At 39.6% G+C, this 13771-nt stretch carries 13 protein-coding genes; 11 read left to right on the top strand and 2 right to left on the bottom strand.

The window, feature by feature from the left end:
• Positions 1-180: 180 nt before the first annotated feature.
• A complete protein-coding gene (locus IGI38_RS20910; RefSeq protein ID WP_438733842.1) occupies positions 181-783 on the bottom strand; it encodes a DUF2922 family protein in 603 nt (200 codons plus the stop codon).
• Positions 784-832: 49 nt separating this feature from the next.
• On the bottom strand, positions 833-1216 hold the full coding sequence (locus IGI38_RS20905; protein ID WP_438733840.1) for a hypothetical protein: 384 nt from the start codon (positions 1214-1216) through the stop codon (positions 833-835).
• A 584-nt stretch (positions 1217-1800) separates the two neighbouring features.
• Between IGI38_RS20905 and IGI38_RS20900 the strand changes: the two genes are divergently transcribed.
• The 11 genes from IGI38_RS20900 (at position 1801) to IGI38_RS20850 (ending at position 13747) form a co-directional block, all read left to right on the top strand.
• Positions 1801-2478, top strand: coding sequence for an HAD family hydrolase (locus tag IGI38_RS20900; RefSeq protein WP_438733839.1), 678 nt, complete (start codon positions 1801-1803; stop codon positions 2476-2478).
• The gene (locus IGI38_RS20895) at positions 2471-2878 is read left to right on the top strand and encodes a DUF4809 family protein (RefSeq protein WP_438733838.1); all 408 of its coding nucleotides are present in this window, start codon (positions 2471-2473) and stop codon (positions 2876-2878) included. The genes IGI38_RS20900 and IGI38_RS20895 overlap by 8 nt, the downstream gene beginning before the upstream one ends.
• Positions 2879-3241: 363 nt before the next feature.
• Positions 3242-5317, top strand: a complete 2076-nt coding sequence (locus IGI38_RS20890; protein ID WP_438733837.1) for a BglG family transcription antiterminator — start codon at positions 3242-3244, stop codon at positions 5315-5317.
• Complete coding sequence (locus IGI38_RS20885) at positions 5317-5790, top strand: PTS sugar transporter subunit IIA (RefSeq protein WP_438733836.1); 474 nt, start codon at positions 5317-5319, stop codon at positions 5788-5790. The genes IGI38_RS20890 and IGI38_RS20885 overlap by 1 nt, the downstream gene beginning before the upstream one ends.
• Before the next feature lie 22 nt (positions 5791-5812).
• Complete coding sequence (locus IGI38_RS20880) at positions 5813-6103, top strand: PTS sugar transporter subunit IIB (protein ID WP_438733835.1); 291 nt, start codon at positions 5813-5815, stop codon at positions 6101-6103.
• A gap of 146 nt (positions 6104-6249) precedes the next feature.
• Positions 6250-7518: a PTS galactitol transporter subunit IIC gene (locus IGI38_RS20875; protein WP_438733834.1), complete on the top strand. Its 1269-nt coding sequence runs from the start codon at positions 6250-6252 to the stop codon at positions 7516-7518.
• 13 nt (positions 7519-7531) lie between these two features.
• Complete coding sequence (locus IGI38_RS20870) at positions 7532-8590, top strand: zinc-binding dehydrogenase (protein ID WP_438733833.1); 1059 nt, start codon at positions 7532-7534, stop codon at positions 8588-8590.
• A 340-nt stretch (positions 8591-8930) separates the two neighbouring features.
• Positions 8931-11021, top strand: coding sequence for a PTS sugar transporter subunit IIA (locus tag IGI38_RS20865; protein WP_438733832.1), 2091 nt, complete (start codon positions 8931-8933; stop codon positions 11019-11021).
• Between the two features lie 311 nt (positions 11022-11332).
• Entirely contained in the window at positions 11333-11791 is a 459-nt protein-coding gene (locus tag IGI38_RS20860) for a PTS sugar transporter subunit IIA (protein WP_438733831.1), read from the top strand.
• 25 nt (positions 11792-11816) lie between these two features.
• Positions 11817-12119, top strand: a complete 303-nt coding sequence (locus IGI38_RS20855; protein WP_438733830.1) for a PTS fructose transporter subunit IIB — start codon at positions 11817-11819, stop codon at positions 12117-12119.
• A 206-nt stretch (positions 12120-12325) separates the two neighbouring features.
• Complete coding sequence (locus IGI38_RS20850) at positions 12326-13747, top strand: PTS galactitol transporter subunit IIC (RefSeq protein WP_438733829.1); 1422 nt, start codon at positions 12326-12328, stop codon at positions 13745-13747.
• Positions 13748-13771 lie beyond the last annotated feature (24 nt).

Below are 13771 nucleotides of genomic sequence, written 5' to 3'. Positions count from 1 at the left end.
AATAATTGTTAGAAGGATGTTCTTTTTTAGCGAGATACTGTAATGCAACACCTGCGATCGTAAAATCGCAGGTGTATTTGCATTTAAATCGTCAGAGAAGAGCAGTAGTTCATTTGAAATTGGTGGAGACAGACGATATGAGATACTTACGCAAGTGTATGAAGTTTTGAAAGGTCGGATTTACTTAGGCGGCTCTGAGCCGCGTGGACGAATATCAGGGTCATCTTTGTTTCGATTTTTTCTTCTGCGAAACCAAGCCAAGAATCCTTTCTTGGTATCCTTTTGTTCCCGTTCATCAAGGTGTATTGAAATAGGGTCTGAAGTGTCTGTAGCAGTGTATTCACTTTTATTATTTGTAAGCGATCGCTTCTCGAGTTGTGGTGCATTTATTGTTAATGAAGGTAGTTCCTTCGTCGTTTTTACTGGACCGTCAAGTTTCTGCGCAATCGCGGCTTTTGATGGTTCAAACAGATAGTCATAGTTCTCTGGTGCTTTGAAAGGTGCGGCGTCTTTTATAGTTTCTGGTTCATTCGCTTCGTTTTCGACGATCATTGGTTCTTTTTCAACATCAAAAACGTCTCTTTCATACGTATCCACGATCTTGGCCGTTACGACCGAAGCAAATAGTTTTACGCCATTTTGTTCAAAAATATCCAACGTGGTCAAGAGTTCGCAAGCTTCTTTGATTGCTGGTATCGGCAGATCGGGGTTCAAATCTTTATAGGTACAGTCATGGTTTTTCCCTAGACTGTTTGCGAATTTAACAACTAAATCCTTTTTCATCTTCAGTTTTCCTTTCTAATTTTTTTGCGTAGGTAGGGCATTATTCTATTCAAGGTTCGTTTGTTTCTTCGGGACGGACGATGGAGATCAACGAACGGATAACTGATTTGGCCTTTTCGCCAAAACTGCGGATCGGAAATACTTTCGAGCAGAACGTGCGCCACTCAGGAGCCATGAAGTAATCTTGAAAATAGTAGAAAAAGCGCTTCATAGTCCTAGTGGCCTTAGTATTCATGAATATCTCGCGGATAAGATCCTTCAGAATGAACGCAAACTCCTCTGCGCCAAGTTGGTACCTTACGCGTAAGGCGATAATATATTTAATGGTTAAACTGCTGTTTTGTGACTCGAGATAGTATTCAGTAATCCGTTTTTCAAGTGTTTTTGGTGTTAAATTGAACAGCTGGCGACAGCTGAGTAGTTGTTCATACATTTGTTCTTTTCCTCCTATTTTTGGTCACTCGTGATTGACTCGAGATAATCACGTATTTAGTAAGGTCTCTTCATGATCAAACTCGATCATGATCTTATCTAGTTTGACGATTTCTACTGCATCTGGATTGGCCACTACATTTGAGAATGTGACTTTTTCAAATTTCCCACCTCTAGTAGGCTAAGTGGACTAGCAATTTCTTATTTAATTTTTGTTCCGGCCGGTGACTACAGGATAATTGATTTACAAAAGATATGCGAATCGCAAAATAGCATTTACCCCCCTCAAATTGACCACTTTGGAAGCTGTAACCCGCATTCCTTCGTTCAAAACGTGTCAAATTGGGGGGCTGGAGGTCAATTTGCGATTTGAGAAAAAAAACGAACTGTATTATAATTAAGAGTTTTAATGAAAAGGCTTTATTTGTTAGGCTTTTGAGAAAAACTTGTCTAGAATAATCAAACTCCCTTTAACGAATAGCGTATGTTAAACTACTTTAAGAATGACATCGTCAATTTGAGATAGTTTAAAAAGAGACTACGTATCTTTTATTTTTAATCATGGAAAGTTCAAGGAGGGTATCTATGTTAGAAGCAATTATTTTCGATATGGATGGCGTATTAGTTGATTCAGAATATACGTATTTCCAAAGCAAATCGCAAATCTTGAAGGAAGAAGGGCATGAGGTAGAAGAAAGTTATCATTTTCAGTTCATGGGAACTACAGGTGAGTATATGTGGGAACAAATGAAGCAAGAATTTTCACTGCCTTTGTCGGTACCGGAGTATATTCAGCAGATGACGGATTTACGCCAAGCGATGATTAAGCGGGATGGAATTAAAGTGATTCCCCATGTACAAACTTTTGTTAAAGGGTTATTTGAAGCTGGGTTGAAGTTGGCGGTAGCATCATCTTCTTCCTTGGCCGAAATCAAAGTAAATCTAGCAGAAATCGGATTGTCCGATTATTTTTCAGAAGTAGTTAGTACCGAAGAAGTAAAGCATTCAAAACCTGCACCGGATGTCTATTTGGCAGCAGCTGAGCGAATAGGCGTGAAGCCTGAAAATTGTTTGGGGATTGAAGATACAAAAAATGGAACTGGCGCCGTCCGAAATGCCGGAATGGTCTGTGTCGGTTTTGCCAATCCAGCTTTTCCGAAGCAAGATTTGGCTTTTGCAGATACTGTGGTTTCAACCTTTTCAGAAGTAGATGCCGATGCTTTAGCTAAAATCTATCAAGAAGTGAGGGAGCAAGATGCCTAAAGCAGCGATTTCCAGTAAAGCTTTTCTGATTGAGGGCGGGTGCAATGCCTGTGGTCTGCAAAATACCGAAACATTTACGATTCATTTTGAAGACCGGCGATCTGAAATGTTGGATAATTTTGATCTTCCTTCGGTTGTCCAAGCGATCGCACAAAAAAATGGGTGGCGAGAAACCGTCATTCCTATAGGAATCAGTGAGGAAGAGATCGTTTTGAAAAAAGAAACCGATGTGATAAAACCGAAATATTTTGGTGATCAAATCATTTATCAATCCGAGAATCAACGAATCCAAAGTAAGCAAAAGTTTGATACCAACGCTGAACTATTTGAACAAGTAAACAGTATCCTAGAACAGCTTTTCAAAATTGAACCTTATGAGATAAAAATAGCAGTTGAATAGCATTTTTTTTACTTAGTGATTGAATCTTTTCCGCTAAGAAGTCTGACATATTGTTTGTCAGACTTTTTTTTGCGGTAAAATCTCTAAAGTCTAGCTTACATAAAAAACAGACAAATAATGAGACTCTTGCTAAAATGAGTAATGAACAAAAGTACCAAGTTGCATAATAGGTAGACAAAAACAGGAATTCTAAGCTCATTAATTGCCTTTGTTTAGGTATTTCTTGTTTTTGATCATTTTTTTTTGTGAAAAAAAATATTTGTAAGCACCAAGTTGCATAAAGAACACTGAATTATTTGGGAACAAAGAAGATGGAAATGTAAGCGTTTTTCGTCTAAATTGAAGATGTAAAGAGGGATGACAATGAATTTAGAAGAACGAACCAATCAAATTTTTGTTGAGTTAGTCAACAACCCGCAAATCACTAGTAAAGCGTTGTGTGAGAAATTCGATTTGACGCGAGGACAATTGAATTACGCGCTAAAAAAAATCAATGATTCTTTACTAGACGAAAAGTTGAGTGAGATCAAACGGACAAAAAATGGTCACTTTCTGATCGCAAATGAGATCCTTTCAAATTATAAGGGTGGTGATGAGCAGCTCGGGGAACCAGCGGAAAGCTATGTGTTTTCCGGCAAAGAACGAGCAGCCATAATTGAATTGATGTTACTGAGTAAAGAAGATTATTTGTCGCTAAATCATTTCATTGATGAGTTGAAAGTCAGCCGTAATACAATATTGCGAGATCTGAAGGAAGTCGATCAAGAACTGAAAAAACATGAACTGGCTTTGAAATATACCCGTCAGAAGGGCTATTTTATTCAGGGAGATGAATGGAATAAGCGAAATGTGTTGTCCGATTTGTTGAGCAATTTAGCAGTGATGTACAACGGAATCAATATTATTATCCAGTTTGCCAATATTGATCCGCAGCAGATTGAAACCTTTCGCAAGCGGGTGGAACTGGTGGAAGAAGAATTGGAAGTTCAATTCACGGATGAACGATTGAAGACGTTGCCTCTATTGATCCTCTTGATGGTCCGGCGGGCGCAAAAAGGCAAGCTGATTTCTTATAGTTTCAAGGTGAACTATCGAGAGCTTGCGGATACGAAGGAGTATCTGGCAGCTGATCGGGTCATTTGGGACGTCGATGGCTTAAGTGAAAATGAACGAGTTTATGTGACGATGCTGCTGCTGACTACCAATCTTTCACGAGGGGACATCCTTTCTGTGAAAGAGATCAATAAGATGAAGGAAGCGCTGGAAAAGGTTATTGCGAATTTTGAACGCATCGCCAGCGTCATTTTAGAGGAAAAAGAAAAATTATTAGAGCGGCTACTAGTCCATATGCGGCCGGCCTATTATCGGATCAAGTACCACTTGAACTTACAGACACGTTTTTATCAAGAGAATAAGGATGCGAATTTGTTCTCGCTGTTTTATCTAGTTAAAGAAGCCAGCGGGCCACTGGAAAGTTATTTTGATCAGCCAGTTCCAGATGCGGAATTATTTTTTATTTCACTGTTTATCGGCAGTCATATAGTAGAGAGCACGGAGATTGTTCATCCGGAAAATCGTAAAAGAGCGATCATTGTATGTCCGAATGGGATATCAATCGCCGTTCTACTAGAAAATACGTTGAAAAACTTGCTTCCGGAAATTGATTTTGTGATGTCGATGTCGGCTCGGGAATTCTATCGAAAGGATTATGATGTTGATTTCATTTTCTCGGCAGTTCCGTTAAAAACAGAGAAGAAATTATTCGTGGTTAACAATTTTTTATCTGAACAGGAAAAGCGTCAATTAAGAGAGCGGGTTCTACGATCTACGGCAATCATTCAGACGGAGATCGTGACGCCAGAGAAGATTTTGGCAGTGGTAAAAAAACACGCGAAGGTTGTGGATGAAACAAGTCTCTATGAGGAATTACTTAGCCTATTTGCTCCAAAGGAATCCAAAATTTTAGAAAAGAAACGGCCTCATCTGATTGATCTATTAAAAGGCGAAACGATCCAAATTTTTGAAGATACAATCAGCTGGTCTGAAGTTTTAGATGCGCTGGCACAGCCGTTAGAGCGGCAACAGGTCATTACAGAGGATTATGTCAAAGCATTGAAAAAAGAGATGCCGGTTTTGCCTGCCTATTCCGTTTTACGTCATAAAATCGCGTTGCCGCATACGGTGACGGAGGCGGGAGCAATCGGCGTTGGAATCAGTTTAGGATTGGTGAAAAAAGGGGTTCTCACAGAAGATGGTCGGAAGATCCATACCGTCATTTTACTTGGTTCCAATGATAAAGATGAACATTTGGATTTGATTTTTGAAATGATGAGTTTAGCTGGAGCAAAAGAATTGGCTCAATTAGAAAAAGCAGCAACGAAAGAAGAGATTCGGGAGGCGTTGATTCGTTTCAACGATGAGTATTGGAGGGCGAAATAATGACAGAAACGACACTAAGTTCCTATGTAAAAGAACCATTAGTTTTTGCGCAAGAAAATTTTTCTTCTCAAGCGGAGCTATTTGAAGAGGTTGCTCAAAAAGCTTTAGATTTGGGTTGGGTGCGTGAAGACTTCTTGAACCGAATCAGGAAGCGGGAGGAAACATTTCCAACAGGGATTCAATTAATGAATTTTGGCGCAGCCATCCCTCACACAGATGCGGAGTGTGTGTTAGAAGAATTTGTTGCGGTAATTACTATGCAAGATCCCGTTGTTTTTTACAGTATGGAAGACAACAGCACCCAGGTTAAGGCACAGATCATCTTTGTCTTAGGATTAAATCAACCTCATGCGCAGTTAGAAATGCTGCAATCGTTAATGGGGTTATTACAAAACGAAACCGTTCTATCAGAATTACTGTTGGCGACAACGGAAAATGAATTAATCAGTACAATCAAGAAAAACCAATTATAAATGTAAAAAGGAGAGAATCATTATGAAAACAATTCGTGTATTAGTAGCATGTGGAGCCGGAATCGCAACATCAACGGTGGTTATGAAAAAAGTCGAGGATTTATTTGCCCGAAATGAGATGCCGGTAGAAATCACTCAAATCAAGATTGCTGAAGCAGCAGGGAAGCAAGACAGCGCAGATATGTTGATTTCAACGACGATGTTGCCAACCCAATATACTATTCCGGCAATTTCAGCGATGGCGTTCTTAACAGGGATTGGAACAGAAAAAGTTGAGAACCAAATCATTGAGGCAGCTAAAGGGATTCAATAATTTTGAAATCAGGTATGTCCATTCCGCACGTCGCAGATAATTATAATTTTGAAGTTTAGCGGGATGGCATACGTGATGAGATTCTGATTTATTTTTTCCAAGGGAAAAAGGTAAATATATCAAAACGAATTAGGAGGAACGTATCAATGGATGGGTTAATGAATGTGGTACAAAGTATTTTAGGTGCTGGCGCAAGCGTCATGCTGCCGATCATTATTTTCATTGTTGGAATTATTTTTAGGGTTCCAGTAAAAAAAGCAATTATATCGGGGATAACTGTAGGTATCGGGATGATCGGGATCAACTTGGTGATCAATGTGTTGACTACAAACGTTGGTCCAGCAGCACAGGCAATGGTCGAACGGTTTGGTTTGAATCTGACGATCATCGATGCTGGCTGGCCAGCAGTCTCAGCCGGGACATGGGCGCAACCAATCGCGGCTGTGATGATTCCAGTGATTTTAATCGTGAACTTAATTATGCTGGCATTAAATCGAACGAAGACACTGAATATCGACATCTGGAACTACTGGCATGTTAGTTCTGTGGCAGCAACTGGTTATATTGTAACAAAAAGTTTTTTCTTTGGCATCTTGTGCGGTATTTTGTTTACGATCATTATTCAAATTATTGCGGATAAAACAGCTCCTAAAGTTCAAGAATACTATGGGCTTGAAGGTATCAGTATCACGACAGGCTCTGCTCAAGGGTACGCTGTTTTGGCGTTGCCGATTGGTTGGTTAGTCGATAAGATTCCTGGTATCAATAAATTGGATGTAAAACCAGAAACGATCCAAAAACGTTTTGGGATTTTTGGCGAACCAATGATCATGGGGATCATCATCGGGATGTTCCTTGGCTTGTTGGGCGGTTATGATTTCATTGGTATCTTGCAAATCGGGATGAACATGGGCGGAGTAATGTTCTTAATGCCCCGAATGGTAAAAATCTTGATGGAGGGTTTAATCCCAATTCAAGAAGGCGCACAAAAATTATTGCAAAGCCGTTATGGGGATCGTGAGATCTATCTAGGAATGGATGCGGCGTTAGCAACAGGTTCACCGGCAGCATTGTCAACAGGTCTTTTGATGGTACCAATCACATTATTCTTAGCGGTTATTTTACCAGGAAACCGTGTTTTGCCGTTTGGCGACCTAGCAACGATTCCATTTTTCGCGGCCTTAGTTGTACCTAGTCGTAAAGGAAATATTTTACACTCCGTAATTTCTTTAACGGTAGTTATGGCAGTGGCTTTATTGATGGCGACGAACTTTGCACCTGTTATCACTGAAATGGCTCAAGGAATCGTGAAATTCCCAGAAGGTGCGGCAGAAATCACCAACTTAGACACTGGTGGGAACTTCCTGAAATGGATATTCTTTAAATTATCTGAATTAGTCGCACAAGTGATGTAGGAGGCATAGAGAAATGACGAAAACAATGCAGGGTATTTCAAAACAAGCCCCCGGCTACGATCAAATGGCATTTATCGACCTTGCTGTACCTGAAGCAACAGAGGATAAGGTCTTGATCAAAGTCGCTTATACTGGTATCTGCGGATCAGATATCCATACGTTTAAAGGTGAATACAAAAATCCAACGACACCAGTTGTGCTGGGGCATGAATTTTCTGGACAAGTCGTTGCAGTAGGTGACCACGTAACAACGGTCAAAGTTGGCGATCGTGTGACCAGCGAGACAACGTTTTATGTCTGTGGCGAATGTGAGTATTGTCAGGAAAAACAATACAATTTATGTCCGCATCGTAAAGGAATCGGAACGCAGCAAAATGGCTCGATGGCTAATTACGTGTTGGCACGGGAAGAAAGTATTCATTTATTACCAGATCACCTGAGTTATGAAGGGGCAGCGATGAGCGAACCTTTGGCTTGTTGTGTGCATGCGATGTATCAAAAGAGCCGTTTAGAACTAAAAGATACGATTATTATCATGGGACCCGGACCGATTGGACTGTTCCTATTGCAGATCGCCAAAGAAATCGGAGCATTCGTTATTATGACAGGAATCACGAAAGATGCGCACCGTTTAGAATTAGCGAAAAACCTGGGTGCGGATGTGATCGTAGATACGATGAAAGAAGATCTAGCCAAAATTGTTGATGAAGCAACGAATGGCTACGGTGTTGATAAAGTGTACGATGCATCTGGAGCGGTGCCGGCTGTAAATGCCAGCTTGCCATTGATCCGTAAACAGGGGCAATTTGTCCAAGTTGGGCTATTTGCCAACAAAATGGTAGACTTGGATACGGAATCAATTATACAACGTGAGATTGAATACATTGGCAGTCGTTCACAGAATCCTTATGATTGGCCAATCGCGATTCATTTGTTAGCCAAAGGCGCAATCAATATCGATGAGATGATCACGAAAAAATACCCATTAACTGATTGGCGTGAAGCGTTTGATAAAGTGATGGAAGGCAATGAGATCAAAGTGATGATCGAGTCAAATCCAGGAGAATTTTAATTAAATAAGGAAAGTTGTACCAGATTTCTGGTGCAGCTTTTTTTTGTATGCAATTTCTTACGATTATTTATGAACGATTCGATTATGTAACAATAAAGAGATTATTTTTCACAAAGCGGATTGTTTCAATAATGGTATCGGAAGAGGTGATTCTAACAGGTGCCTGCTCGTTGGAAAGCAAGTGATTATCAACATGAAACAATCAACTAAACTAGCGCAGACAAAGGGAGTTGTAAATTTTTAATTACCGTTATTTTAAAATATTTTCACAAAGAAACCGTTTACTATTTTTTCTGTTCAGGCTAGACTTAAGGGAAAAATGAAGATAGGAGGGAAAAAGATGGATCTTGATAATAGAAGTGTTCAGATTTTGCAGTCGGTCGCGTCTACGGTGAAAATATCTTCCAAAGAAATTATGGAAAAATATGATTTAACCCGTAATCAATTAGATTATGCGATAAAAAAAATAAATGACTATCTGCATGAAAATGACTATCGAAAAATCATTCGATCACGTAATGGCAGTTTTATCGTGGATATGAAAGTAGTCGATACTTTCTCAGGAATCATGAACAGCGAGAGTCAGCTGCAGGCGGACGAAAATAGTTTTTTAGACGAGGAGCATCGGCTGCTGGTTATTTTATTGTTGATTTTTTCAGCAGACTATCTTTCGCTTTATCACTTTTCAGAAAGCTTGGAGGTTAGTAAAAATACGATTGTATCGGATATCAAAAAACTAAAGAAGCAGTTGAAAAGACACAAGCTAACGATCGATTATTCTAGAAAGGGCGGCTACTATTTTCGTGGGGATGAAGAAGCGATTCGCGGGTTAGTTCTGGTTGTAACAGATCAAGTAATGGACTCGATTTATAATCGCCTTATTTTCGAAAAATATTTAGATATTCGGTCAGGAGAAATTGATGCACAACGCAAAACATTACGTTTGGTGGAGGAGGAGCTGCAGGTTCAATATACGGATAACCGGATTCAAACAGCGCCATATTTTTTGGTGTTGCTGGATCGTCGAGTTAAAAATAGGCATATTATCGAGCAGCGTTTCGGCTTATTGGCAAAAGAAATCATGGATACCAATGAGTACGCCGCAATCGTGAAAGTATTAGCAGGACAAGGAATGTTGCCAAAATCTTATACAGAGCACCTTTATCTGTGTCTCTATATCCTTTCTCTAAAAATTACCGATTTAAGCAATATTTTTTCTCTGAATAAAGAGGATCTGCGAAGGCATATCGAGCTGTTCATTGCTATGCTAGAAAAAAATACGATTATTCAGCTGAATGACAAGGCTCAATTAATTGAAAATCTGGCTCTGCATCTGACGCCCGCTTATTACCGGATTCGTTACGGGTTGACGTCTGACTATACTCTTACGGACATTGTGAAAAATCAATTGGACCCCTTGTTTTTTATCGTAAAATCATCCGTCGCTCCCTTGGAGGAATTTTTTGAAGAACGGATTCCGAATGATGAGATTTATTTGATTACTATGTTTATCGGTGCTTATATGCAAAAAGAAAAGCCGATAAATCTGGATAATACGATCGTCAAAGCTGCAGTAGTTTGTCCAAACGGCATCATCAGCTCAAAACTTTTGGAAAAGACATTAGATAATTGGTTTCCCATGATCCATTTCGTCAGTTCTTTTTCGATTCGCGAATTTTATGAGAAGGAGGATTGTCTAGATGTTCAATTAATATTTTCGACGACTCCGTTAACAACGGAGCTGCCTGTGATCGTTGTGGGAAATGACTTGTCGTCGATGAACAAAACCTTAATCGTCAATGAAGTGATCCAGTTGATCTACAAGATTGATAGTTATAAGCTGCAGCCAGATCATATCTTGTCGATCGTTAAAAAGCATCTTCCAATGGATGACGAAATAGAAGGAAAGATCCGCAAAGAATTGATGATCTCGTATAATTCGATTTTCCAAATTCAGGATCAAGAGATTTTGACAAATGAAACAAAATTGAATTTAAGTGATTTGATTATGAGAGACAGTATCATTATTTTGCCGAATGAATTGAGCTGGCTGGATATTTTACAAGCGGCTACTCAAAATCTGATCGACCGTGAAATTGTCGATCCAAGTTACTTAAATCATTTGGAAGAGCAGTTTCCTGAGGTCACGCCGAGTATCGTATTAGGGAATCAAATCGTTATTCCTCACACGGTTCCTGAAAATGGTGCACGTGAACTGGGGATGTGTCTAGCTAAAGTACCACAAGGATTTACGAGCCAAGGGCAAACCTATCGTTATGTTGTCGTTATTTCTGCGATTGATAAGAAGATGCACATCCAGCCTATGATGCAGCTACTAAAAATCGCGAGTGATCCTAAAATGATTCAGCGTTTAGATCAAGCACAGGATAAGGAATCGCTTCTAGCAATCATTCAAGATATCAAAAAATAAACCCCATCTGTCCCGCTCGTTTAACGAGCGGGCTTTTTAGACAGTCCGGAAAATATAAAAATTTTATATAAATAAATTGCTTAACAGCAGTGCCAGCCATGTCCGGCTTCACGAGGCCTCTCTTGTTACTAGGCTGTTTGGAATTATAAAATAAGAAAAAAACGCTTGTGAAATCAACGTTTTCAGCAAGTCGTACAAATATTCCGGAATAGGTTCAGTAAAAAATGAGTTCAAAAGAAATTTAAAAGAAAGCGTTTCCGTGCTATCTTTTGATTAAGCAAGAAGCAAAAAAACAGAATAGGAGGGATCGAGTGATCAAACGAGAATTGCTTTTTAGCAAAATGAAACCACAAGATTACGAAGAAATGATTACGTTCTTGGGGAAAAGAATGGAAGAGTTAGGCTATGTTAAACCAACCTATGTTCCCGCAGTTTTAGAAAGAGAAAAGGGCTTTCCCACTGGATTGCAAATGGGCGATTATGGAATCGCGATTCCCCATACGGATCGTGAGCATGTACATCAATCAGCGTTAGCAATTGCGACCTTGGCCGAGCCTCTTGAGGTTTGTTCAATGATCAATCCGGCAGAAAAAGTCCGTGTATCATTGGTCATTTTGATGGCGGTAGAAGACCCAGATGGTCAAGTTAAAATGTTGAGCAAACTGATGGGTCTGTTTCAAGATATTGAAACATTGAAGCGTTTGGAACGTGCCTCATCCACAGAAGAAATGTACAACATCGTGGCAAAAATGGAATTGGAAATCGCATAAAGCGAAAATAGAAGGAGGAACAACAATGAAAAGATACAATGTGTTATCCGTATGCGGATCAGGAACAGTGACATCATCAATGGTGGCAGAGAAATTAAGAGAGACGTTGGAAGAAAAAGGATATATCGTCGACACAACTGAAGCCAATCCAAACGAAGCGTTATCTTTAGCGAAGACCGGCAAGTTTGATTTTATTACCTACACGAGCCCATTACCAGACGGAGATTATGGGATTCCAGTAGTGAATGCCATTGGCTTTTTAACTGGGTTTGGCGAAGAAGAATTTTTAGAAGAAGTAGACGGTGTTTTGTTAACGTTGGAAAAATAATTATGGTAAAGATTGTTTTGGTTTCTTGCGAATAGTAACAGAGAGTATGGTTTTACTGGCGTTTTTGGTGAAGCCGAAAAAAATGAAAAAGGGTGCCAGTTTTACTTTTTGCTTTAGCAAGTTAGTAAAATGGTATGCGGCTTGAAAATCCAACTGATTTTTCGGTAAGAAAAATAAATACATTAAAATGAAAAAGGAGTAGTGAGATGTTAGATACATTAAAGAGCGTTTTTGATACGTTTGGATCAGCTGTTTTTGTTCCTGTAATGATTTTTGTGGTTGCCAAAGTATTAAAAGTAAAGACTCAAAAGGCATTTTTATCTGGATTATATGCAGGTGTAGGATTGATGGGCTTTACGTTGATTTTGAACTCATACACCCCAATTATTTCTAAAGTCGTTCAACAGATGGTCGATCAAACAGGGATCAATCTTCCAGCTTTTGATGTGGGGTGGCAGGCGACAGCGCTAGTAGCCTATTCGACGGAAGCAGGAATGATCTACTTAGTAATTGCGTTAGTATTACAAACGGTGCTGTTCTTAGTGAAATGGACCAATGTTTTCCAGCCTTCAGATTTATGGAATAACTATTCTTACATGGTTTGGGGATCGATGGTTTATCTGGCTACGAAAAATATGATTTTAGCGGTTGTGTTGATGTGCTTACTGAATATGTACAGCTTATTATTATCAGAAATGTTGGCTCGACGCTGGTCTAGTTATTATCATTATCCAAACTGTACGATCATTGCAATGCACAACATTGAACCGGGAATCTTCGCATTATTGATGGACCCGATATGGAATATGATTGGCTTGCATAAAGTTCGTTTGAATCCGCAAGGCTTGCAGAAAAAATTAGGCTTCTTAGGTGAACCAATCTCATTGGGCTTGTTCTTGGGTCTGTTTTTAGGAATTCTAGGAAATCTAAGCAATTTAGCAGAATTATCTGCTTGGGGGCAAATCACTGAAGTAGCGATCGCAACGAGTGCGGTAATGGCGATCTTCCCGAAAGTGGCCGGAATCTTCTCACAAGCATTCAACCCAATCTCACAAGCAGCTAGTAAAAATGTTCGCGGCAACAATGAAGGTCGTGAATGGTACCTAGGTGTAAATGATGCAACTGGTTATGGTGAACCTGCGACATTGATTTCAGGAATTCTTTTGATTCCGATCATGGTATTTATCGCAATGATCTTACCTGGCAACCAAACTTTGCCAGTCGTTGACTTATTGGCAATTCCGTATATGGTTCAAGCATTGGTATGTTTGTCGAATGGGAATATCGCGAAGACATTGCTCAATGGTGTGATCTGGTTCAGTTTAGGTCTGTATATGTGTTCCTATACTGCACCAATGTTTACAGAAATCGCACAAACAGTAGGCGTTACTTTGCCAGCTGGCGCATTGATGGTAACAAGCTTCAATATTTTAGGAAAACCGATTTTTGGTTTAATCTTCTTGGCCTTTTTAAGTCAAAACCCATTGCTGATCGGACTGACGATCGTCGCTTACTTTGTTGTTTACTTCTTATTCCGCAAGAACAAAGAAGCTTTCTATGGGTATGTTGAGCGTGCGGCAGCGAAAAACAGCGTTGAAATCCCAGATGCTAAAACGAAGGTAGCCTAATTGAGATAGAGAAGGATGAAAGAG

The sequence above is a fragment of the Enterococcus sp. AZ128 genome, from assembly GCF_051714485.1.
Taxonomy (GTDB): domain Bacteria; phylum Bacillota; class Bacilli; order Lactobacillales; family Enterococcaceae; genus Enterococcus_A.
Note: the sequence above shows the minus strand (reverse complement) of the source record. Positions and strands in the feature narration are given on the sequence as shown.

Excerpts from the sequence above, each read along its gene's own strand:
- IGI38_RS20850 (WP_438733829.1), top strand. The coding sequence starts at position 12,326 with ATGTTAGATACATTAAAGAGCGTTTTTGATACGTTTGGATCAGCTGTT.
- IGI38_RS20870 (WP_438733833.1), top strand. The coding sequence starts at position 7,532 with ATGACGAAAACAATGCAGGGTATTTCAAAACAAGCCCCCGGCTACGAT.
- IGI38_RS20880 (WP_438733835.1), top strand. The coding sequence starts at position 5,813 with ATGAAAACAATTCGTGTATTAGTAGCATGTGGAGCCGGAATCGCAACA.
- IGI38_RS20905 (WP_438733840.1), bottom strand. The coding sequence starts at position 1,216 with ATGTATGAACAACTACTCAGCTGTCGCCAGCTGTTCAATTTAACACCA.
- IGI38_RS20865 (WP_438733832.1), top strand. The coding sequence starts at position 8,931 with ATGGATCTTGATAATAGAAGTGTTCAGATTTTGCAGTCGGTCGCGTCT.
- IGI38_RS20855 (WP_438733830.1), top strand. The coding sequence starts at position 11,817 with ATGAAAAGATACAATGTGTTATCCGTATGCGGATCAGGAACAGTGACA.
- IGI38_RS20900 (WP_438733839.1), top strand. The coding sequence starts at position 1,801 with ATGTTAGAAGCAATTATTTTCGATATGGATGGCGTATTAGTTGATTCA.
- IGI38_RS20890 (WP_438733837.1), top strand. The coding sequence starts at position 3,242 with ATGAATTTAGAAGAACGAACCAATCAAATTTTTGTTGAGTTAGTCAAC.
- IGI38_RS20875 (WP_438733834.1), top strand. The coding sequence starts at position 6,250 with ATGGATGGGTTAATGAATGTGGTACAAAGTATTTTAGGTGCTGGCGCA.
- IGI38_RS20910 (WP_438733842.1), bottom strand. The coding sequence starts at position 783 with ATGAAAAAGGATTTAGTTGTTAAATTCGCAAACAGTCTAGGGAAAAAC.
- IGI38_RS20885 (WP_438733836.1), top strand. The coding sequence starts at position 5,317 with ATGACAGAAACGACACTAAGTTCCTATGTAAAAGAACCATTAGTTTTT.
- IGI38_RS20895 (WP_438733838.1), top strand. The coding sequence starts at position 2,471 with ATGCCTAAAGCAGCGATTTCCAGTAAAGCTTTTCTGATTGAGGGCGGG.